At 46.6% G+C, this 23,045-nt stretch carries 21 protein-coding genes and 1 other annotated feature; of the genes, 9 read left to right on the top strand and 12 right to left on the bottom strand.

The window, feature by feature from the left end; genetic code table 11:
- Positions 1-8 precede the first annotated feature (8 nt).
- Positions 9-809: a PhzF family phenazine biosynthesis protein gene (locus IX95_RS17705; RefSeq protein WP_038162473.1), complete on the top strand. Its 801-nt coding sequence runs from the start codon at positions 9-11 to the stop codon at positions 807-809.
- 49 nt (positions 810-858) lie between these two features.
- On the opposite strand, the gene rluB is transcribed toward IX95_RS17705, so the two are convergent.
- The 5 genes from rluB to rnm all read right to left on the bottom strand — a co-directional run bounded on the left by rluB (position 859) and on the right by rnm (position 6,685).
- Entirely contained in the window at positions 859-1,803 is a 945-nt protein-coding gene (gene rluB, locus IX95_RS17700) for a 23S rRNA pseudouridine(2605) synthase RluB (protein ID WP_038162472.1), read from the bottom strand.
- A 187-nt stretch (positions 1,804-1,990) separates the two neighbouring features.
- Positions 1,991-4,357 carry a putative bifunctional diguanylate cyclase/phosphodiesterase gene (locus IX95_RS17695; RefSeq protein WP_038162471.1) on the bottom strand — a complete coding sequence of 789 codons (2,367 nt, stop codon included), beginning with the start codon at positions 4,355-4,357 and terminating at the stop codon, positions 1,991-1,993.
- Positions 4,354-4,995 (bottom strand): hypothetical protein, encoded by a 642-nt coding sequence (locus IX95_RS17690; protein ID WP_038162469.1) that lies wholly within the window; start codon positions 4,993-4,995, stop codon positions 4,354-4,356. The genes IX95_RS17695 and IX95_RS17690 overlap by 4 nt, the downstream gene beginning before the upstream one ends.
- A gap of 127 nt (positions 4,996-5,122) precedes the next feature.
- Entirely contained in the window at positions 5,123-5,743 is a 621-nt protein-coding gene (locus IX95_RS17685) for an L-threonylcarbamoyladenylate synthase (protein ID WP_006958936.1), read from the bottom strand.
- A 90-nt stretch (positions 5,744-5,833) separates the two neighbouring features.
- Complete coding sequence (gene rnm / locus IX95_RS17680) at positions 5,834-6,685, bottom strand: RNase RNM (protein WP_038162467.1); 852 nt, start codon at positions 6,683-6,685, stop codon at positions 5,834-5,836.
- A gap of 82 nt (positions 6,686-6,767) precedes the next feature.
- Between rnm and IX95_RS17675 the strand changes: the two genes are divergently transcribed.
- The 8 genes from IX95_RS17675 to IX95_RS17640 all read left to right on the top strand — a co-directional run bounded on the left by IX95_RS17675 (position 6,768) and on the right by IX95_RS17640 (position 15,392).
- The gene (locus IX95_RS17675; protein ID WP_019275902.1) at positions 6,768-6,893 is read left to right on the top strand and encodes a trp operon leader peptide; all 126 of its coding nucleotides are present in this window, start codon (positions 6,768-6,770) and stop codon (positions 6,891-6,893) included.
- Positions 6,840-6,942 (top strand) — a sequence feature (Trp leader region). It overlaps the preceding gene by 54 nt.
- A gap of 131 nt (positions 6,943-7,073) precedes the next feature.
- Positions 7,074-8,639 (top strand): anthranilate synthase component 1, encoded by a 1,566-nt coding sequence (locus IX95_RS17670; RefSeq protein ID WP_038162463.1) that lies wholly within the window; start codon positions 7,074-7,076, stop codon positions 8,637-8,639.
- A gap of 2 nt (positions 8,640-8,641) precedes the next feature.
- Positions 8,642-9,247 (top strand): aminodeoxychorismate/anthranilate synthase component II, encoded by a 606-nt coding sequence (locus IX95_RS17665; RefSeq protein WP_038162461.1) that lies wholly within the window; start codon positions 8,642-8,644, stop codon positions 9,245-9,247.
- A 13-nt stretch (positions 9,248-9,260) separates the two neighbouring features.
- Complete coding sequence (trpD, locus tag IX95_RS17660) at positions 9,261-10,259, top strand: anthranilate phosphoribosyltransferase (protein WP_038162459.1); 999 nt, start codon at positions 9,261-9,263, stop codon at positions 10,257-10,259.
- Positions 10,260-10,282: 23 nt separating this feature from the next.
- Positions 10,283-11,710 carry a bifunctional indole-3-glycerol-phosphate synthase TrpC/phosphoribosylanthranilate isomerase TrpF gene (gene trpCF, locus IX95_RS17655; protein ID WP_038162456.1) on the top strand — a complete coding sequence of 476 codons (1,428 nt, stop codon included), beginning with the start codon at positions 10,283-10,285 and terminating at the stop codon, positions 11,708-11,710.
- Positions 11,711-11,800: 90 nt separating this feature from the next.
- Positions 11,801-12,991, top strand: coding sequence for a tryptophan synthase subunit beta (gene trpB, locus IX95_RS17650; protein ID WP_006958942.1), 1,191 nt, complete (start codon positions 11,801-11,803; stop codon positions 12,989-12,991).
- The gene (gene trpA, locus IX95_RS17645) at positions 12,991-13,797 is read left to right on the top strand and encodes a tryptophan synthase subunit alpha (RefSeq protein ID WP_006958943.1); all 807 of its coding nucleotides are present in this window, start codon (positions 12,991-12,993) and stop codon (positions 13,795-13,797) included. The genes trpB and trpA overlap by 1 nt, the downstream gene beginning before the upstream one ends.
- A gap of 338 nt (positions 13,798-14,135) precedes the next feature.
- A complete protein-coding gene (locus IX95_RS17640; protein ID WP_038162454.1) occupies positions 14,136-15,392 on the top strand; it encodes a dicarboxylate/amino acid:cation symporter in 1,257 nt (418 codons plus the stop codon).
- Between the two features lie 88 nt (positions 15,393-15,480).
- Here the strand turns inward: IX95_RS17640 and IX95_RS17635 are convergent, their stop codons facing one another.
- The 7 genes from IX95_RS17635 to IX95_RS17605 all read right to left on the bottom strand — a co-directional run bounded on the left by IX95_RS17635 (position 15,481) and on the right by IX95_RS17605 (position 23,040).
- Complete coding sequence (locus IX95_RS17635; RefSeq protein WP_051912601.1) at positions 15,481-16,440, bottom strand: hypothetical protein; 960 nt, start codon at positions 16,438-16,440, stop codon at positions 15,481-15,483.
- A 17-nt stretch (positions 16,441-16,457) separates the two neighbouring features.
- A complete protein-coding gene (locus tag IX95_RS17630; protein ID WP_051912599.1) occupies positions 16,458-17,213 on the bottom strand; it encodes a hypothetical protein in 756 nt (251 codons plus the stop codon).
- 27 nt (positions 17,214-17,240) lie between these two features.
- Positions 17,241-18,341 carry a hypothetical protein gene (locus IX95_RS17625; protein ID WP_051912598.1) on the bottom strand — a complete coding sequence of 367 codons (1,101 nt, stop codon included), beginning with the start codon at positions 18,339-18,341 and terminating at the stop codon, positions 17,241-17,243.
- Between the two features lie 258 nt (positions 18,342-18,599).
- On the bottom strand, positions 18,600-19,622 hold the full coding sequence (locus IX95_RS17620) for a hypothetical protein (RefSeq protein ID WP_038162453.1): 1,023 nt from the start codon (positions 19,620-19,622) through the stop codon (positions 18,600-18,602).
- 245 nt (positions 19,623-19,867) lie between these two features.
- Positions 19,868-21,346 carry an ATP-binding protein gene (locus IX95_RS17615; protein WP_081885457.1) on the bottom strand — a complete coding sequence of 493 codons (1,479 nt, stop codon included), beginning with the start codon at positions 21,344-21,346 and terminating at the stop codon, positions 19,868-19,870.
- A 107-nt stretch (positions 21,347-21,453) separates the two neighbouring features.
- Positions 21,454-21,972: a glycoside hydrolase family protein gene (locus IX95_RS17610; protein WP_038162451.1), complete on the bottom strand. Its 519-nt coding sequence runs from the start codon at positions 21,970-21,972 to the stop codon at positions 21,454-21,456.
- Between the two features lie 111 nt (positions 21,973-22,083).
- Positions 22,084-23,040: a transposase gene (locus tag IX95_RS17605; RefSeq protein ID WP_038162449.1), complete on the bottom strand. Its 957-nt coding sequence runs from the start codon at positions 23,038-23,040 to the stop codon at positions 22,084-22,086.
- Positions 23,041-23,045 lie beyond the last annotated feature (5 nt).

Genomic DNA, 23,045 nt, shown 5'->3' with positions numbered 1-23,045 from the left:
TACAAGACATGGAATTGGATATCTATCAAGTCGACTCATTTACCGCCAAAACTTTCAAAGGCAATCCAGCGGGTGTCTGCATTACGGACCAGCCACTTGAGGAGTCATTGATGTTTGCTATTGCCGCAGAAATGGCGGTGTCTGAAACGGCGTTTTTGTCCTTAAACGATATGCGATTGCGCTGGTTCACACCCGAAGTAGAAGTCAAACTGTGCGGGCACGGCACGCTTGCTGTTGCCCATGTCCTAAAGCAACAAGCAAAGATTGCAACGGGCGACAGCATTACCTTTAATACCCTTGCCGGTTTGCTGAGTGTGAAGGTGTTAAGTTCGACTTATGAGTTGGACTTCCCAGTGCCCGAACTGGAGTATGACCAACATTGCTCTGAAGCGAGACTCAATGCACTCGGGTTATCTGAACAACAGGTTGTCTCCTACTGTCAGTTTGATTCTAAAGAACTATTTGAGCTTAACAGCGAACAAGCGGTGCATGACCTAAGTCCAGACTTTTCTTCATTGATTAGACAACCAGGGCGAGGGATCATTGTCACCGCTCAATCAACTCAATCCAATAGCGATATCATCTCTCGCTACTTTGCGCCTTGGGTCGGCGTGAATGAAGATCCGGTGACAGGTTCAGCGCACTGTGCACTGGCTGAGTTCTGGGCAGGAAAAATCGACAAGCCTGTACTCACCGCCTACCAAGCATCCTCAAGGGGCGGCTATCTGGATATCGAACGAGTGGAAGGTGGGCGAGTCAAGCTTTCTGGTAGCGCAGTAATTGCGCTTAAAGGCACGCTATTTATCTGATTTTAGATACAAAAAAGCAGCCTATGCGGCTGCTTTTTTATTCATATTTTTAACGCTGGCGCTGTTTATTACGAGCACCTTGCTCGCCTGCACCTTTACGCGGTTTACGACGAGCTGGATTGTTGCTACGTCCACCACCGTTGTTCATTCGCTCTTCATGACGCTTAACTGCGCGACGAATTTTCTGGCTACGAGAACGCTCACGCTTACGTGACGTATTGGCTTTGTTTTCGTCAAGCATGGTCTCTTTTTCAGGACGCAGCTCTACCAAATCACGTAGGTAGTTCACCTCTTTAAGGTCTAGCTCCATCCATCCGCCACGAGGCAGTTTCTTATCCAGGAAGATATCACCGTAGCGAACACGCTTCAGGCGGCTAACCGTACAGTCTTGAGATTCCCACAAACGACGTACTTCGCGGTTACGACCTTCGTTGATCACAACGTAGAAAGTGTGGTTCATACCATCACCGCCTGCGTAAACAACGTCTTCAAATCGCGCTAGGCCATCTTCAAGCGCTACACCACCAACTAGGTTGCGGATTTTCTTCTCGTCAACGTCACCAAATACACGTACAAGGTATTCACGCTCAACCTGACGACTTGGGTGCATCAAACGGTTGGCAAGCTCACCATCGGTTGTGAATAGTAGTAGGCCAGATGTGTTCGCATCCAGACGACCAACAGAAATCCAACGAGAACCACGGATTTTTGGCAGACGGTCAAATACAGTTCGACGACCTTCTGGGTCATGACGAGTACACAGCTCACCCTCAGGTTTGTAGTATGCAAGTACACGACAAACCACTTCTTCCTGCGCCTTCGCAGAAACAGTGTGGCCGTCAATACGAACTACCGCATTCTCGTCTTCTAGTCGTTCACCAAGCTTAGCAACAACGCCGTTCACACTCACGCGACCCGCTTTGATCAAAGCTTCAAGTTCGCGTCGTGAGCCATGGCCTGCTCGCGCTAATACTTTCTGTAATTTTTCGTTCATCAATCTACCTTTGTGTCGTCTTCTCAGACGTCGATTCTATTTTGCGACCCTAAATCGCGGTCGCGTATTATCGCAAATTCTCTAAAAAAACGCATGCATTATTTTTACTTTTGACACCAATCTAAGGTGGCAAAAAATTGAATAATCGTAAGGTTTTATATCCATGAAATACATGTCAATGCCGCCACTAGCGGCCTGAGTGCGGCGATCCTACTATTTTGGCTTCCGGTTCAGCTTGCCCCCATCGTTGACCTTCCAGCATTTGCAGCCAGCTAGTCAATTTGTCAGCAGGTTGTGGTCTACTTATAAAATACCCCTGCGCATGATCACAGCCATTGGCGACCAACCAATCCAGCGAGGCTTGGTCTTCGACACCTTCCGCGACCGTTTTAAGCCCAAAGCGTTTGGCGAGCTTTATCGTCGATTGTGCAATCGTCTGGTCTTGCTGATCACTGGCAACATTGAGGATGAAAGATTTGTCTATTTTCAGTTCCGTTGCGGGTAAATGTTTCAGTTGTGACAAGGACGAATAACCCGTGCCGTAATCATCAATTGAAATAGACAGCCCCCTCTCAGACAGTCGGCTGAGTATCGACAAAGCGTATTCAGGGTCTTCCGCCAGCGCACTTTCTGTGACTTCAATTGTAACCTCGTTTTCACTGCAGTCGGACTGGGATAGGAAAGTCAGTATTTTGTCGTCAAAGTTCTTCTGCTTGAGGTTAACCGCAGAGATGTTGATCGCCACACCTAATTCGAATCCGAGCTCTCGCCAGACTTGTAGTTGCTGCAAAGCACTGCGCATGACCCAGTCAGTCAACGCATCTATCTGACCAGTGGTTTCAGCAATTTCAATAAATTCATCCGGTGGAATCATCCCCAGTTCTGGATGAATCCATCTTACTAACGCTTCGACTTTATCGACCTGCGAAGTCTTAAGGTTCAGTTTTGGTTGGAAGTGCAGTATCAGTTGGTCACCTTGAATGGCTTCCGTTAGCTCATGGGTTAAGCGCACACGATTGATTGCGCTTTCTGCCATACTGGATGCAAATTCAAGACTTGGAACTCTCATCTTCATCGCTTGTTGTAAGGCAATACCAGCGTTGTGTAGCAACTGACGGGCAGTTTCACCATGCTTAGGATAGCGGCAGTACCCTGACACCGTATGCACCGTCACCGAAATACGTTGTAAACTGAACGCTCCAGCCAAACATTGTAGAACCACATTGGCGCTGTGTTCATCCGACTGTTTGGCATTACATTGGGAGAGCAAAGCAAATTCTGAGGACTCGAGTTGATAAAATTGTGCTTTCTCTTCCAAAGCCATTAACCGGTTTGCCGCCGCAACCTGAAGCTCTTCGCCAGTGTCTAACCCGAGACTGTAATTTAATTCTTCAAATTCCAAGACTCTGAAACGAATGAGTAAAAATCCATCGCATGAGTTGTTGATGAGATCGGCAATATCTTCAAACAACTTTTTCTTATTCGGCATTTTTGTCAGATCAGAGTGGTAAGCACGGTAATTTAACTCAGCCTGTCGATCGTTAACGGCTTGATTCATTAGGTTAAATTCATGGGCTAATACGCCAAGCTCATCTTTACGATTCACCACCAAGGCTTCGCTGTTTTCCCCTTGAGCGATTTGCTTCGCTTTACTAACAAGTCCCTGCAATGGCTTAGCGATGCTTTTTGATAGTAAAAAGGCAGCGACGATCGAACAACCAAACGTCACTAAGACGATCAACATGATCTGTAGCCATCGGTTTTGTAGTGTTGCGAATAAGTCCGCTCTGGAGAGATAAAGGGATGCGATGAGATCTTTTTCGTCTTTAAAGCCAATCGCCACCTCAGTCGCAATAGTGTGTGCATCCGATTGTTGAGGCTCTATCGCGGAAGAGCTATTGCCTGCCTCTTCTACACTGCTGGCAAGCAATGACCATTGCCCGCTCTCCTGATAACCGATATCGACATTCATACCTGTCAGTAGCGCGAGTCGCTGCGCTAAAGTCTTGTCGATAGCAAAACCAAAACCTATCCAAGCGACCGTTTCAGCACCACTTTGGACTGGAACCAATACTAATTGAAACACCGCACCCTGATACTCATAGAGTATTGGGCGGTCCTCATCTGGAGCAGCGGTTTCCTCCATGGTCAGCATGTTGTTCTCTGTATCGGCGCGGGTTCGATTACTGCCTTTGTCGTAAACCAGCTTACCGATGAAATTACCATTCTCATCAACGGCAATCGCCAAGTCGGCAGAAATCCGCTGGCGATGATTATTCAACGCCACTAAGAAACTGCGCGCGTCCTCTCTCAAAGCCTGTTTAAGGCCAAAATCTTTTGCGACGGTCTGAGCAAACCCGGTTAAATTACGCGTACGTTGTTCAAACTGGTTTTCAAACACCGCCTTTGCTGTACTGAGGTGTATTTGCGCTCGCTCTTCTCTTTCTTTTTCATTCGATTGGAAAATGGAGTAAAACAAAATGCATTGAACAGCGATCAACACCGCGAGAAAAGAGAACAGTATTTGAGTCTGGATACTTTTAAATTGATTCATTTATAGGACCCGTAGAAATCAATCATCTGAGCATTTTTCTGCTTCGGTATCGGTGACATTTTCTTGGTTAACGCCAGTTCAAATTCTTGATCACCCGCCACTTCCGTTTGCAGCGTTTCGTTCATCTGTGGGTGCCAAGCCCTTAACGTCACATTTTCCAACCCATCTGGTAGCGTTATTCTGGCAACCCCTGACTTACCGGTAATGGTGTAATAAGGAGTATCGACAACCTTGATGTAACCGCTCATCCAGTCATGAATGTTACATCCCATGGCGACCACGCCTTCACTAGGAAAAGATTTCTCAACCCCCTGTTCAGAAGCACGAATCACAAAAGAAAAATCGAGAGGGCCCGTAATGGAATAAATATGGTGGGAGATGTCGTCTTTGTTGGTAAATAGGACGGGCTGGTTGACTCTTACTACTGAAATATAAGGCTTAAAAGCACGGCCGTTTTGAGATACTTCGGTCACTAACGTTTCGTTAGTTGTCGTTTCCTCAACGGGTAGGTTGGAAGCGGTAACATAGACCACGGCATCTTTTACTGGTTTGCCATTACTTTGTACAACGCGCACTTCGAGAGGTGCAGCAGAAGAAATAGCGGGAAACAAGAATAGAATAAGAAGCAAATGACGCATATTGCATATCTGATTTATTAGACTTAACAATCAGCATAGCAGTCACTTGGGATTTTTGCGGGTTGAAAGAGCATAGGTATCAACACACTATGCTCTGCTCATTGAAGTTTTTGCGAAAGAGAAGTTGCTACTCGAATGCAGCTGGGTCGCCTGAACCAACGCGGGCAATGACAGGCTCATCATCACTGAAATCGACTACAGTCGTTGGCTGCTCACCAAGGTAACCACCATTGAGGATACAGTCCACCGCATGCTCAAGTTTATCGCGAATCTCTTCTGGGTCTGATTCAGTAACATCATTACCCGGAAGAATTAAGGACGTCGACATCAAAGGTTCACCAAGCGCTTCCAGTAAATCCAGCGCAATCTGGTTGTCTGGTACACGGATACCAATCGTCTTACGTTTAGAGTTCATCAAACGACGCGGTACTTCTTTGGTCCCTTTGAAGATAAACGTGTAAGGCCCTGGCGTATTGTTCTTTAGTAAGCGAAACGCGGTGTTGTCGACGCGAGCATAAAGAGACAGCTCTGAAAGATCGCGACAAAGCAATGTAAAGTTGTGCTTTTCGTCCAATCGACGAATCTTACAAATTCGCTCCAAAGCCTGTTTATTCTCTAGCTGACAGCCCAGTGCATAACCGGAATCTGTCGGATAGATAACCACACCGCCATTACGAATGATTGCCACAGCCTGATTGATCAAGCGAGCCTGGGGGTTTTCTGGGTGAACGTAAAAAAACTGGCTCATTGTAATTCCTCATCATCGAGTCTCTCGACTCTATATTTGTAACGTATTGATTTAATAGCAATCTAAGTCACTAATCGCCACAACCTATGGTCAATCAGCTTGCGAAGGCTCAATACCCCAATCTTTCCATACAGGTTCTACACCTGATGGCAGCCACAAATTCCTGCCCAGCTCCATCCAAGGAGACGGATAATGGAAGTCACTGCCTTGAGACGCTAATAGTTTGTATTGTATAGCATAATCCGCCAAGTTGCGCCTTTCTTGTTGGCCCTGTTGTGGTTGGGCCACTTCCATCGCATCCCCACCCGCTTCAACAAATGCGGCAAGCAGTCGCTTAATCCATTTTGCGGTGAGATCGTAGCGCCCGGGATGCGCAAGCACCGCTTGACCACCCGCACTGTGAATGGCACTGACGGCATCAGCCATCGAACACCAACTCGGTGGTACATAACCTGGGTTATTGCGAGTCAGGTATTTCTTAAATACCTGTTGCATGGTTTTGGCGTAGCCATTGTCCACCAGCCATTTTGCAAAATGCGCTCGCGTGATAGGTGCATCACCAGCAATGGCTTGCACCTCTTCGAGCACCCCTTCTCGGGTTGCTTTACTCAGGCGATGAGCGATCATTTCTGCTCGCCCTTCACGGTGCTTTTTCTGCTGTTCGATTAACTGAGCCAACTCGGCGGACTGCGGGTCTATATTCAACCCAACAATGTGGATGTCTTTGTTTTGCCACACCGTGGATATTTCAATACCGTTAATGATTGTTATGGGTAGCTGGTTGTCTTGAACATACTGATGCGCAATCTCTAAACCATCTACCGTATCGTGATCGGTAATCGCCAGCACATCGATATCAAAACCGAGCGCTCTGTCTATCAATTCGTTAGCAGGTAATCGTCCGTCAGAGGCCGTGGTATGGCTGTGTAAATCAATTCTCATAAATGTGTTTTTTTAGTTGACTTTTTACCTCTGCACTAGTTAACTAGTACACAAATACGAAGTACCTGAATTAAGGCTCACTATGTTACAAGAAATTAACCAAAACCAGAAAGCGAATCTTGCAGCTGACTCTCTACGTGACAGTTCTGCAGACCTTGCTTGGTGGCGCACTTGGACAAGTTCTTGGTGGGCTAACGTGTACTTTTAATTTACCAAATTAATGTTACCAAGCCCGCTACTAAAGCGGGCTTTTTGTTTTGTCGGATACTCAGCACTCAACTGGTCAAACATTCATCAAATAGAGCAAATTCCACATTGGGTGAACGTTTTCTTTGTGCGACTATGTACGACAGGAAGTAAAAAAGATTACAAATGAAAAGGAGGTCTTGTGAACAAGGCCATTGAAATCAAAAAGCTGGGAAACCTTGAAGTTATCCAAGCATCTGCACCTTACACGCAGGATCCTACTCGTCTGTTTCATACTCTGTGTGAAAACAAAACCGACAGCCTGTTATTGGAGTCCGCAGAGATCGATTCAAAACAGGATCTGAAGAGCCTGCTGATCGTTGATTCCGCTGTTCGCATCGTTTGCAACGGCCACATTGTGACCATGCAAGCACTGACCAATAACGGTAAACACCTGCTTTCTCATTTGACCCACAACATTCATAGCAATGTGGCTCATTCATTTGATGGTCAAACGCTGACACTAGAGTTTGAAGCGCCTTGCGATACACTCGATGAAGATTCTCGCTTACGAGAAGCGTCTTCTTTTGATGCGTTGCGTCTGGTCCAGCACAGTTTTGACCTTACTGAACATCAGCAACACGCGGTTTTCCTTGGTGGTCTGTTCGCATACGACATGGTGGCGAACTTTGAACCTTTAGGTGATGCAGAAGCATCAAACCAATGCCCAGACTACGTTTTTTACGTCGCAGAAACTCTGCTCGTCGTTGACCATCAGAGCGAGTCTTGTGATTTACAAGCCACATTGTTTGCGAATAGCGAAGAAAAATCGACGCTGGAAGCACGCATTGATAGCATTCAGTCACAGTGTGCTAACCTGAAACATTTACCGCAAGCGACCAAATTAACTGACGTTTCTCCACAACCAAGCGTTTCAGATGAAGATTTCTGCCAAATCGTTCGAGATCTAAAGCAATACGTAGTGCGAGGCGATATCTTTCAGGTTGTTCCATCACGCCGCTTCACCCTGCCTTGTCCGTCACCACTCGCTGCGTATAAAGAACTAAAGCTGAGTAACCCAAGTCCTTACATGTTCTACATGCAAGATGAGCTGTTCACTCTGTTTGGCGCATCACCTGAAAGCGCGCTTAAATACGAAACTCATACTAACCAAGTCGAGATTTACCCAATCGCAGGCACGCGTCGACGTGGCAAACGCCCAGACGGCGCTATCGATTTCGACCTAGATAGCCGTATTGAACTTGAACTGCGTACTGATATGAAAGAGAACGCCGAACACATGATGTTGGTGGATCTCGCGCGTAACGACGTTGCTCGTATTTCCCAAGCGGGTTCTCGCCACGTTGCAGATTTGCTTAAAGTCGACCGCTACAGCCATGTAATGCACCTAGTATCCCGAGTGGTTGGTCAGCTTCGTGAAGATCTGGACGCTCTGCACGCTTATCAAGCTTGCATGAACATGGGGACGCTGACTGGTGCACCTAAAATTCGTGCGATGCAACTTATCAGAGATGTCGAAGGTGCACGCCGTGGTAGCTATGGCGGTGCCGTTGGCTACCTCACTGGCGAAGGTACATTAGACACCTGTATCGTTATCCGTTCTGCTTATGTCGAGAATGGCATCGCTCAAGTTCAAGCGGGCGCTGGCGTTGTGTTTGATTCAGAACCACAAGCCGAAGCAGATGAAACTCGTGGTAAGGCGCAAGCCGTTATCTCTGCAATTCAGTCAGCGCATAAGGAGTCGTAGAGATGGCTAACATTGTATTTATCGATAACTTTGACTCATTTACTTATAACTTAGTGGATCAGTTTCGCTCACTCGGACACGACGTCAAAATCTACCGCAACCACATTGCTGCGGAAGCGATTGAAAACGCGGTCAACGAACTAGACAATCCGGTTGTGTTATTGTCTCCCGGTCCAGGGGCGCCATCTGAAGCGGGCTCCATGCCGGAAGTCATCCAGCGCCTGAAAGGCAAAGTACCGATGATCGGTATCTGTCTCGGTCATCAAGCCATTGTTGAAGCCTATGGTGGTACCGTTGCTGGCGCGGGTGAAATTGTCCATGGCAAAGTGTCGATGATGGAGCACCAGAATCATCCGACATACTCCAACCTACCTTCACCACTTGCCATTGCACGTTACCATTCGTTAGTGGCTACACAGGTACCTGAAACACTTACCGTAACCTCAGAGGTCGATGGACTCGTCATGTCTGTGGTCCATGAGCAAGATAAAATTTGTGGCTTTCAATTCCACCCGGAATCCATCATGACTACTCACGGCGCAACGCTGTTAGCCAATGCGATTGAGTGGGCTTTACAAGAATCAAATCTAACGTCAGTGCAGCAATAAGGAGCAAATAAGAATGGAAACGATCATCAATAAACTCTATGAACAACAACCGCTAACTCAGGAAGAAAGCCAACAGCTTTTTGACATCATTATTCGCGGTGAACTTGATCCAATTCTTATGGCATCGGCGCTGACAGCACTCAAGATTAAAGGTGAAACACCGGATGAGATCGCTGGCGCAGCAAAAGCACTGCTTGCCAATGCAAATCCATTCCCTCGCCCTGACTATGATTTCGCGGATATCGTGGGCACTGGTGGTGATGGCCACAATACCATCAACATTTCGACCACAGCTGCCTTTGTTGCTGCGGCATGTGGTTTGAAAGTAGCAAAACACGGTAACCGCAGTGTTTCAAGCAAATCTGGCTCTTCTGACTTGCTTGATTCATTTGGCATCAACCTCGCCATGAGCGCTGAAGATACTCGCACTGCGGTAGATAAACTCGGCGTTGCTTTCTTGTTTGCGCCGCAATACCACAGTGGTGTTCGCCATGCGATGCCTGTTCGTCAGACCATGAAAACCCGCACCATTTTTAACATCTTAGGCCCGCTGATTAACCCTGCTCGTCCAAATATTGAGCTTATGGGTGTTTACAGCGAAGAGTTAGTCCGTCCTATCGCTGAAACCATGCTTAAGATGGGCATGAAGCGCGCGGCAGTAGTGCACGGTAGCGGTCTAGATGAAGTTGCTATTCATGGCAACACCACAGTGGCGGAAATCAAAGATGGGCAAATTACTGAATACACTTTGACTCCAGAAGACTTTGGCCTAACAGCGCATCCGCTTGAAGCGATTAAAGGCGGTGATCCTGAAGAGAACAAAGCCATTATTACCAATATCCTCACTGGTAAAGGTACTGATGCGCAGCTGGGTGCGGTAGCGGTTAACGTTGCGCTTCTCATGCGTTTATTTGGTCATGAAGATCTCAAGGCTAACACTCAGCAAGCTATTGAGGCTATGAACTCTGGTAAAGCGTTTGAGCTGGTTAATCAGCTAGCAGCTCACGCCTAAGTACTTTAAGGAAGGAACAAAAGATGACTCAGACGCAAGATAAACTTTCAGAGCACGTGTCCCTAAAAGAAGCGCAAATGGCAGAAGTATTGGCAAAAATCGTTCGTGATAAATACAGCTGGGTGGAAGAACGTAAAGCCTCTCAACCTTTGGAGCAGTTTAAAGAGGCGCTAACTCCGTCTGATCGTAGCTTCTATGACGCTGTAAGCAGTAAAAAAACTGCCTTCATCACAGAATGTAAGAAGGCGTCTCCGTCCAAGGGCCTGATTCGTGACGACTTTGACCTCGATTACATTGCGTCCGTGTACAATAATCACGCTGATGCGATTTCAGTGCTCACCGATGAAAAGTACTTTCAAGGAAACTTCGATTTCCTGCCACAAGTGAGAAAGCAAACATCTCAACCGATTCTGTGTAAAGACTTTATGGTGGATACTTATCAGGTTTATCTAGCTCGCCATTATTCTGCTGACGCAGTTCTGCTGATGCTATCTGTACTTGATGATGCCGAGTATAAAGCACTGGAAGAAGTAGCTCACTCACTCAACATGGGCATTCTGACCGAAGTCAGTAATGAGGAAGAGTTACACCGCGCAGTAAAACTTGGCGCTAAAGTTATTGGTATTAATAACCGCAACTTACGTGACCTAACAACAGATTTGAACCGCACCAAAGAGCTGGCACCAACAATACGTGAGCTGGCACCAGAAGCAACCATCATTTCGGAGTCAGGCATCTACACACACCAGCAAGTACGAGATCTTGCAGATTTTGCTGATGGTTTCCTAATCGGCAGCTCATTGATGGCAGAAGAAAACTTAGAGCTGGCAGTACGCAAAGTCACACTAGGTGAAAATAAAGTTTGTGGTCTGACACACCCAGACGATGCTGCGAAAGCTTACCAAGCAGGTGCAGTATTTGGCGGGCTGATTTTTGTCTCTAAGTCGAAGCGTTGCGTGGATTTAGAAACCGCTCGCCTAACCATGTCTGGTGCTCCTTTGAAATATGTGGGCGTATTCCAAAACCATGATGTCGACACCGTGGTTGGTATTGCGCAAGAACTTGGCCTCTGCGCTGTTCAGCTGCATGGAGATGAAGACCAGAACTTTGTCACTGCGATCCATGAGCAGCTAGGTGATCAAGTTGAAATCTGGAAAGCTTACGGTGTCACTGACAGCTCACCAGATCTGCTAGACACTCCAGTCAGCCGCCACTTACTCGATACCAAAGTTGGTTCTCAAACGGGTGGTACAGGCCTAGTCTTCGACTGGTCATTGATTGGTGATAGATCAAAAGTGATGCTCGCGGGTGGCATTTCACCTTTCAACGCTCAGAAAGCGGCCCAACAAGGCTGTCTAGGTCTGGATTTAAACTCAGGCGTTGAAGTTTCACCCGGCAAGAAAGATGCAGAGAAGTTGCAACAGGCATTTGATGCGATTCGCAGCTACTAAATAGATTTATTAAAGATCAATTACTCATAATTAAAGAAATTTTTTGGTGTGCTAGACAGCAATGCCAAACTGAATTGAAGGAATAAAACCATGGCAAAACTTGATGCCTACTTCGGCGAATACGGTGGTCAGTATGTACCACAAATTCTCGTTCCTGCACTGGAACAGCTAGAACAAGCGTTTATCGATGCGCAAGAAGACCCAGAGTTTCGCAGCGAGTTTATGACCCTGTTGCAAGAGTACGCAGGTCGCCCAACGGCGCTAACACTGACTCGCAATCTGACCAAAGGTACTAAAACCAAACTGTACCTCAAGCGCGAAGATTTATTGCACGGCGGCGCACACAAAACTAACCAAGTGCTAGGTCAGGCACTGTTAGCTAAGCGTATGGGCAAAAACGAGATCATTGCGGAAACTGGTGCAGGTCAGCACGGCGTGGCAACTGCACTGGCTTGTGCATTGCTTGGTCTGAAATGTCGCGTGTACATGGGAGCAAAAGACGTAGAACGTCAAAGCCCGAACGTGTTCCGTATGAAACTTATGGGCGCGGAAGTCATTCCTGTTCACTCGGGTTCCGCAACTCTTAAAGATGCATGTAATGAAGCACTACGCGACTGGTCAGCAAGCTACGAAGAAGCTCACTATTTGCTGGGTACCGCTGCTGGTCCTCATCCATTCCCGACCATCGTGCGTGATTTCCAACGCATGATTGGCGAAGAAACAAAAAACCAGATTCTGGCTCGTGAAGGTCGCCTTCCTGATGCAGTCATCGCTTGTGTGGGTGGTGGCTCAAATGCAATCGGTATGTTTGCTGACTTTATTGAAGAGGAAACGGTTCGCCTGATCGGTGTTGAGCCTGCAGGTAAGGGTATCGATACCGACCAGCATGGCGCCCCTCTTAAGCACGGTAAAACCGGCATCTTCTTTGGAATGAAAGCTCCACTGATGCAAGACGTAAACGGGCAAGTTGAAGAATCTTACTCTGTTTCTGCAGGCCTTGATTTCCCTTCAGTTGGACCTCAGCACGCTCACTTAAATGCAATTGGCCGCGCGGAGTACGACAACGTAACCGATGATGAGGCTTTGGAAGCATTCCAAGAACTTGCCCGCAGTGAAGGTATTATTCCTGCACTAGAGTCATCTCACGCACTAGCTCATGCACTACGTATGGCTCGTGAGAACCCAGACAAAGAACAACTTCTCGTCGTAAACCTATCAGGTCGTGGTGACAAAGACATCTTTACTGTTCACGCCATTCTAGAAGAAAAAGGAGTTATCTAATGAGCCGTTATGAGTCTATGTTTGAGCGCCTGAACGAGAAAAACCAAGGTGCATTTGTTCCTTTCGTAACCGTGTGCGATCCAAACCCGGAGCAGTCCCTGAAAATTATGGAGACACTGGTTGAAGCGGGTGCCGATGCACTTGAACTGGGTATTCCGTTTTCGGATCCACTTGCGGATGGCCCTACTATTCAAGGAGCGAACATTCGCGCACTGGATTCGGGAGCAACTCCAGATATCTGCTTTGATTTGATTGGAAAAATCCGCGCCAAATACCCAGAACTCCCAATCGGCCTTCTGATGTACGCAAACCTTGTTTACGCGCGCGGTATCGATAGTTTTTACCAGCGTTGTGCGAATGCCGGCATCGATTCTGTGTTGATTGCTGACGTACCAACCAATGAAAGCCAAGAGTTTGTTGAGGCGGCTAAGAAGCACGGCATTGAGCCTATCTTCATTGCACCTCCAACGGCATCAGAAGAGACACTAAAATCAGTTGCTGAACTAGGTGGCGGCTATACCTACCTACTCTCGCGTGCTGGTGTAACCGGTGCAGAAACAAAGGCCAACATGCCAGTAAGTGATCTTTTAGATAAACTCAATAAATACGATGCTCCACCATCATTGTTGGGCTTTGGCATCTCTCAACCAGAACAGGTTAAGCAAGCCATTGAGTCTGGTGCTGCTGGTGCGATTTCAGGCTCTGCTATCGTCAAAATCATCGAATCACACGTTGAGTCTCCGCAAGAAATGTTAAATCAGCTGGCTAGTTTTGTTTCACCGATGAAGGCAGCAACACAAAAGTAAAGTGCTAGCCATCTAAACTTCTATGAGATCGGTTTCTTAAATCATTAGAGAAACCGATCTTTTTTTTAACATATCAGTGTAACTCCTCCACCCCACCTCCTAATCACACAATGTATTACAAAGCCAAAATCCATCCTACAAACCAATAGCAAACGTTTGCCATTGATTAAAAAATTATCACCCATCAATAAAAGTGCTTTTAATTGGCTCGATTGACTTTGCACCTTATTGCTAAATGTAAAAATAACGTGTAAAAAGCGAGGCGAAATTATTATCTAATTAAAATATTTAACTTAGATGGTAATTCTGGGAATTTAAATTTTGTTAGCACAGAGGTTATGGAAGTGTTAAAAGAAAAGAATTTGCTAAGCAACATTGGCGTTCAGGTTGTCGTCGCTATGATTGTAGGTACTGCCGTGGGTGCCTTCATGGGAGACAGCGCTACCATCTTCGCTCCATTAGGTGCGATTTTTATCAATTTAATAAAAATGCTGGTTATCCCTTTAGTCGCCGTAGCCTTGATCTCAGGTGCTGCGGGTTTAGGTAATAGCCAATCTGCTGGTAAAGTGGGCTTGGTCACCTTAGGTTACTTTGGCTTAACGTCAGCACTTGCTGTTGCCCTAGCACTGTTTATGGGTGAAGTATTCAAACCAGGCATGGGTATCGATGTTTCAGGCATCGAGGGCATGTTCTCTTCTGAATACGCTTCTAAAGGTGAACTACCTTCTTTCTGGGCAACCATCACAGGTATGATCCCAACAAACGTTTTCCAGTCACTGAATGAAGCAAACATACTGCAAATCCTAGTATTCTGCATGTTCTTTGGCATTGCGATTTCTAAGCAAGCTAAAGAGCGTCGTGACCCAATCATCAACGGAGTAAATTGTATCGTTGATGCAATGGTTTGGATGATCAACAAGGTTATGATCATTGCTCCGCTAGGCGTATTTGGCCTGATGGCAGAAGCAGTCGGGACATTCGGTTTTGGCGCCTTAATGGTGGTATTCAAACTGTTTGTTGTCTACATCGCTGCAATTCTTATCTTTGGTTTCGTGGCCTACCCTCTTATGGTTCACATCTTCACTAAGACCTCTGCGAAGAAATTCCTGACAGCGATGAAGAAGCCTCAAGCCGTGGCTTTATCTACCGCTTCATCAATGGCGACTCTGCCAGTCACGATGGATACCTGTGAGCATGAGCTAGGTGTAAGAAACTCGACAGCGTCTTTCGTTCTCCCGCTAGGCGCAACGATCAACATGTCAGGTAACGCAATTTACTACGGTTTGGTCGCGATCTTCTTCGCACAACTGTTCAACATCGATCTTGGTATGGGCGCATACATTGCCATCATTATTACCTCGACGCTTGGTGCAGTTGGCCAAGCAGGTGTACCTGGTCCTTCGTTCCTAGTGGTTGCCGTTCTTCTGGCAGCAGGTATCCCTATCGAAGGTCTACCTCTACTGTTCGCTCTTGACCGTATCTTCGATATGATCCGTACTGCATTGAACATCACAGGTGACGCCGCTTGTGCTGTGATCGTTGATTCACTGATTGAAGAAGAAGCAAGAGAAGAAATGAATCAGCAAGAAGCTTAAAACTAAGAAAGGGCTACTTATAAGTAGCCCTTTCTTGAACGACAAGCATACAGTTCGGCTTCGCCTAAAAACTCTGTATGTAATCCCTCTAATAGCGAGGCAAAAACCGTTTCCATTCTGTTAGGGTAAACGGATACTCCCCAGTTACATCTACCGTTGAATACCAGCTCTGCTTCGCGCCAGTATTAATGCCCTGATAATTAAATATCAGCTTAGACACCAACCTATCGCCGCTCCAATCGGTCACCACTTCCACATTCACCAACTGGTAGCCATTAGGGTTTGGGCCGCTTGGGTTAGGGTTGTAACATAAATTATACGACTCGCTGAACACCTTACTGTTGTTATACAACGTATAGTTAAGCGCTCTGTCTTCATTCCGTATGCCGTTGTTACTATTGAGTGAACGGATCTCTTCTACCAGCTCTTTCATGTTCGTGTTTTGAGACTCTAAATGGTCTTTATTTACTGGAGTAGAATTACAAGGGATCAGGTTACTCACTAATACGCGACCATCTTGCATCATTTGCCCAATCAAAATTACAGGTTGCGTTTCTAAGCCAAGCGCTGCAACAAACTGGCGCATACTATCATCTGAGTCAGTAATTAAGGTATACACTTCATCGTTATCCACATTGCTGAGTAGCCAATTCATCTCGCGTGCCACATATTCGTTTTCAGGCAGCCCTAACCCTTTAAATAGTAGAGGAGTGAGTTCGGCATCTTGATTGAGCTTAGCAAGCGCTACATCATCGTCGACGGATTTTATGCTCGATACATCTACTTGCGACAATACGCAAGCTTGATAGAACTCTTTCTCGACACTTAAGTTCGGAAAATGCGCGTTCACATGGCCCACCACATAAATATACTCCTGCGTGGGCGGGTAATTGATTTGCTCTAGTGGGCTGACATCCGTACTTTTCGACTCATCGAGTGTCCCAATAGCGCGCTGGGCCGTTATGCTTTGGGTATTCACGTTTTGGGCATTCACACTCTGAGAATTAACGGGTTCAAACGGTTTGCTTGTGGTGTGTTGGGTTTGCATTGTTATATCCCTCCCCTTTAGGCCGCTTTTGGCACATAATTTCTTAGTGGAAAATCAACAAATGGGTATCCATCTGTCACATCAATGCCGCAGGAATAGAAACTTTCTAAGTTCTGACTCTTATAGGTGAGGATCATCTCTATCAATAAACGGTTGGAATCCTTGGTATAAGGTTGATACTGGATTTCAATAAGTTGCCCAGACAGATCGAGTTTGCCTTTAATCAGCGTATTAAAATTAAACACCAAATAGTTCAAGGCGCGGCGAGAAGCACTAAACCCATCGTTGTGCTTAATAACAATCGGCGGCGTTTGCTTGGCAGACTGGGTGATAACGTGATTACATACCACACTTGGCAGCTGTAGATCGCTGTCTGACGGTTTTAGCTTTCCCTCATTCTTAGTACTTTTCACCATAGTCCCAATAAGCGCTACCGTGTCCCCCACCACGCTATGATTTAACGCCGCAATCAAGGCATCCAATTCGTTGGTGTATTTTGGCACAACCATATAAGTGTCGACGTCATTTATCGTAAACACCCAGCTGGCTTTTTCCGCGATGTAGGCATACGGGCGAAAAGTGATACTTTGGTTGTTACTGGTGGTTTCACTGTAGCTGAATACGCCATAATAGTCGTCGTCAGCTAAGCCCAATGCTTTGGCAGCCGCGTCAAACTCTTTTTGTAAGTCGCGGCTGGACAAGTAGGGGCGAATCGATCCCAGTGCGTACACATACGACTCGCCCATAATTTGGTTAAAGGTATTCATACCCATGTGTATCTCCTTAATAATTGTTAGCCATTAGCCTGCCATTAACGTAAATGGCATATACTTTTGCAGTGGCGTGTTTACAAACGGAAATTGGTGGGTTACATCCACACTGCAATGAAAATAGACCTCTGGCGGGTGACCGTTGTCTCTGCCCTTGTTTTTGTAGCTGAAGGTCAAATCCACAATGACATGTGGCGAAGCCAAATCACTGTAACTGGCGTTAACATCTTGCAAAAAGTAGCCAGCGACACTGGTACCCTCGTCTTTTTGCATGGTATGAGTGGTCAGATAAAGCTCAGGGTAGCGGTAAGCAAGGTAGTTCTTGGCGCGACTGAAATCACTGCGGCCTTGATTAGGCTGATACTCCAGTCCCTTCAATACATCTTGAATCACGGATGTGTTAACGCCTGTTTGCTTTTGCAGCATATCGTGCAGGCTGTCTAAGGTTTGGCTAAACAGGTGGTTACACACCACTTTGGTTAAACCCGTTTCCTCGTTGTCACTGCCCGTAGCGCTGGCGCTGTCATCAACCACACCAACGACAGTCGAGAGCACCGAAAGTAAACTGTTCTCTGGCGGTTTTAGAGCCTGAATAAAGCACATTAACTCCGCTTTTGAACGTGGCTGCAACTGATAGGTCTCTTTATCGTGAATAGAGAGCACCCAGTTGATCTGCTCGGCAATGTAGAAGTATGGGCGATGGTTGTTACCTTCAACATGGTTGAGCACGGCGTAATAGTCGTATTCACTCACATTAAGGTTTTGAGCCGCGCTGTAGAAGGCTTCAAGCAAGCCCTGATTTGGGAATTCAGGCTTTAGCACCCCGACCGCATACACATAGTCGTTGTCACGGCTACGATACTGGCGTTGAATTACCGCTTCGGGCTCATCGGAATTGACACTCTGCTCTGCGGTAGGCACAAGTGATGATCCTAAATCGCCTTGCGATTGATCATGGCCTTCTACTGGCTCAAGCATTTCTTTGCCATTGGTTTGCTGGTTTGTCGCCTGAGTACTTAGATCTGCGGCTGGCTCCGCTTCTGGTTCTGCATGCGCCGCTGTGTTGAACCCTTCGGTTACCGAGGCGTCTTCTGCTGGTATTAATTGCTCAAGTTGTTCTGAAGGTGACATACCTAGCTTCTCCCTTTTGTATGACCCACACGACGCCAGAAAAGGGGCGATGGGCAAATCATCACGAAATAACGAATAGCTTTACTCTACCGATTAGAAGGCAAATTGAATTGGTTGAAGCTAAGGTTGGTTAGGTAAGACCTAGGTAAAGATAGGTAAGAATGGGTAAATACACCCAAGACAAACACTGAGGTGAAAAACGCTAAGGTGCAGGCCGCAAGTGAGCGAGACAAATCTTGGGCCTGCGAGTGAAGTGGGTTATTGAGGCTTGATCCAGCGGATTTTGCAAGGACCGCCGTTATCGCCAATGGTGAAGGTTTGGATGCCACCACCGGCTTCCGTTTTCGGGCCGCATTGAACGTTATCTAACACGATAGATCCATTTTGCACGTTGCCATTACCTTGTGGGCAAGCACAATCGCCGCCGCCAAAGTAGCCAACTGAGTACCCTGCATCGGTAAGTTCGCTAATAAACTTAGTATCTCTCACGCTCTGTTTGAGGTTTTCATTATCAAACCAAATAGTCACATCTATCGGAAGGCCAAGAGACTTGAGCCTGTGCATTATATTGGCCGCAGTCACTTTTAGTGGCCGATAGTTAGGAAAGATATCATGCAGAATTGCCATTATTTCATGCCTGAAATTATTAGTGAACTTTCCTTTAACCTTATTTCCCTCCTCAATAATACGCTGACAAAGAGTTGAAACTGGATCATCACTACCGAGGGTCCAGCTTAAGATTCCTGATACCCATTGATGATCGGATATTATGTTGCTTAAATGCTCATGAAGACTAGTTGTGTTAATATCATTGTCTGTCTTTGGTTTCGTAAGGTGACTCCATCCCTCGATAATCACTACGTCCATAATTGCTTTAGCTAAAGACTCCATCGCTTCTAACCACTTACTCTCTGTATGTTCGGTAAATTTAATCAACGGCATCATTGCTAAATCACAACCGTTGGGATCTAATATTGAAGTTAGCTCTTGGACGCTAAATGCCGATAGATCGTTGTCATCCTCCTCAAAACTTATTTCCCTTAAACAAAACAGATAGTCATGAGCTTTGGCATAGTTGGCTTGTAAATACCCTTCAGTTACCACCCTATCAGCCTTAAAACCGTTTGCATTAGCCGATGCATTTTCCGTTTTCAGCGTTAAACTGGCGTTGGCGGTCGTAGTCGCTTTTGCCACTGCTGTGGTCGCTGCTACGGTTGCATCTGCAATAGCCTTTGATAGCTCTTCTGTTGTTAATCCTTTTACTGATATATCAGCCGGCATAATCCTTTCCTCTCTGTCGTTGTTTTCCACACTGTTGCGAATTAAACAAGGTATTTACCTTGGCTTGCTAAGTTAACTATATGCAGCGTAGAAACTACCAACTTGGCAGATGTTGGCACTTAAATGGGATTAATTCGGAGGAGGTTGGTAAAACCTATTACGGCGAGTGGATTTCTTTTTACCGTTGGTAAAATCACTCGGGTATTTAGGGTATTAGGCATGATTGAAGGCGCTGATAACCGACATTACCAGCGCGTTTGATTGGTTGAACCGTTCTCTTTTTCGATCCCTTCCAGCAAGTCACTTAAGCTGATCACATTGCGTGATTGAGCGATGGCCTTTAGCGACACATAACGAATTACATTCATAATCGATGCGCCCGAGAGGGGGTATTGCAGGGCTATCTGCTTTAAATTGACATCTGGTGCCAGCTCAGCTTTGGCAGAGAATCCATTTTTCCACATGGCTAGGCGCTGGTCCGATTCCGGTTTCGGGAACGCCACTACGGTTTCAAAGCGGCGAAAGAAGGCATCGTCGACGTTGTCTTTGTAGTTGGATGCCAAAATCACTAGCCCAGTAAAACATTCAATGCGTTGAAGTAAATAGGCGACATTTTGGTTGGCGAACTGATCGTTTGAACTGCTGGTTTGGGTACGCTTACCAAACACCGCATCCGCCTCATCAAAAAACAGTACCCAGTCATTTTGCTCGGCAAGGGCAAACACCCGTGCTAAGTTCTTTTCAGTTTCGCCAATGTATTTGGAGTGAATTTGTGACAGATCCACTTTATACACATCTTTACCCAGTAACTGGCCAAGTAAGCCTGCTGTCATGGTTTTCCCTGTGCCCGATGGGCCATAAAACAGTGCGCGATAGCCGGGGCGTATGTGTGGCTCCATACCCCATTCATTGGCCAGTGTATGCCCATGCTGCGCCCAGGCGTGAATGTCGTCCAAATGTTTTAGAACAGAATCGGGCAGTACTAAGGATTCAATGTGGTGCTTGGGCTCCACCAACTGGGCAGGAAAACCTGCTCCCTTTGCCGCTTTGGCAGGTGTTCCTAAAGTAAGCAGGGCGTTGTGATTGGCATTAAACACCAGTGGCAGTTTTAATGGGTTGGTTAGAGCAAATTCGGGCTGCTCTAACTCAGCCGCAACCGCAGCTTGCCCCTGACTCAAGCCATTCACATCCCCCGTCAAAGCATGGCTTAGCCAACGCTGCACCTTTAGCCGAGTGGCGATGCACTCTCCCCCTAATAGAAATGCAAGGGTTTCGCCGTTGGCTACCACTGCCCCGTTTGCTTCTGCACCGCCAAATTCGGTATAGGGGCGCTCTATGTTGTCGTTACGCATCATAAGCACATCTAACACTTGCGGCTTTACCGTGGGCATCAGTGCCAGTGCCAATAAAAGTTGCGCGTCGAAATCCAGCTGATGGCTGGCAACGAACGTGGCTAATGTCCCTTTGTGATTCGCCAACTCTGGCGGGGGTATATCGCGAACGCATGAGTACCTGCACTCTTGTCCAAAATAGAGCTGCAGCCGCGTTTGTATTAGGGTTTCGCACCATTGGGCATACTCGGTAAGTAAGGAAGCGTTATTTTTCTTCCCGCGTGCTTCTGTGAGGGGGCGATTAGCCCAGCCTCCAGTACTGGAGGCCCTGTCGTTTGGTGGGTTATGCGGTTGGTTTTGATTTGTATAGGCGATAATATTGTCGTTAGTCATAAAAAAGCTCTCTGGCAGCGGCATAGTTCTCTCTACTCTGCCGTAACCCAAAGAGCTGGTCTTGGTCATTTTTCGTTTTAGATAGGTAAAACTTAGGCTGCTCGTACTTAGCTTAAGCGATTCGGCATAGGCACTAACGCACCCTGTTGCATGCTTTGCACATCCCGCACTCCCCTTTCGCCCACTTGTTTATACCAAAGAGAATCCTGCATTTGCTTGGCCGCTTCTTCCCATTTGCTGCTTTCAACGGCCGCGATCATCTCCTTAAACCCAGCAAAGCTTGGTTGACCCATATTGAACACCATATCGACGACTACAATTTGCCTTGTAGGATCAATCTCGCTGAAATTGCTTACCGTTTGCCGAGCGCCTTCAATCGCTGTGGTGATACTTTGTTCAAATAAGGTATTGATTTGTGTATTGGTTAGCGATACTGCTCCGTCACACAGATCCTGATAATTTACGCCAAGGGCCTCGATAGTATCTTTTGCTCCATCTTGGTTAAGATTGTAGCCAATCCCTATCGTTTCATTCTTTTGCGTATCTTTATAGACTGTGGGTCGATAGCCCTCATTTTCTGATATGTAGGCTCTCATGACGTCAAAGTTGGGGTTAGTTTCAGACATAAGCCGTTCCTTTCGTTGATTAAAGTCGATGAACGTATCAGTCTAATTAGTGTGCAATTAATCGCTTGGTATAATCTACGCTTTTAAAAAATATGCCTATCCGACCGCTTTCTAGGGGATTACTACCCCAGTTCCGCGCTGGCGCTTGAATTTTGGCAACGCCGTACTAATACTGCTCGCACTACCGACCATTTGGCCGCGCTCAATATTGAAACAACTCTTCAGCCAAGTGTGGGAATTAAACCCAAGCCGCTCCAGTATGGGAGGCGTAACGTTGGGGATCATCCCTTTTTTACCTTTGCGAATGTGCCGCCCCGTCCAATCCACCAACTCTAAGTAGTCCATAAGCCGAAACGGCAAACCTTCGAGCCGGTTTTTCCTCGGGTAGCCCGTAAATGGAAATAGGTTGGGCGGCGTAACTCGATGACCTCCAACCGATTGGATGCGCAACTGCACCGAGGTATGGCTTGAGTTCTCTGGCGTATCGGCAATTCCCGCTCGCACTGGGTTGAGATCGACATACGCCATGGCTGCGGCAAGGGCTTTTTCATCAAGTAGCGCTTGGCTTTTAAATCGCCCTTCCCAAAAGTGCCCCGTGCAGCTGTCTTCTTTGTTGGCTTCGCTTGCAATAAACTGATTGATTAGGCGCATAAACCAACTAACACAATACAATCGCTCTCGCCAAGTTTCGATGATGCCCTGATACACCCGCAATTCTGGTTTGGTCAGTTTTTCTCCGCGTAATTTTCTTTGAACCATAACGGGAGCCAAATGAAAGGATGTCCATCGTTCAATGACTTCCTGCTGCGTTAATGCTTGAGCTTTGCCACGGTTCACATGCAGCACAATATGGTAATGATTACTCATTACTGCATAGGCGCACACATCGATGCAAAATGCCTTGGCTACCGCTTTGATACGAGTTTCTACCCACCCTTTACGGTGTTCGTAGTTAGTTTGGGTGGTGGCATCATAGCCACACAAAAATGAGCGTCTCACACAGCGAGATACGCAATGATAATAGGGTGTGGCTTCTAAGCTAATTTGTTGGCTACGTGCGGTTGTCATGCGTG

Source organism: Vibrio sp. B183 (genome assembly GCF_000740665.1).
Lineage (GTDB): Bacteria > Pseudomonadota > Gammaproteobacteria > Enterobacterales > Vibrionaceae > Vibrio > Vibrio coralliilyticus.
Note: the sequence above shows the minus strand (reverse complement) of the source record. Positions and strands in the feature narration are given on the sequence as shown.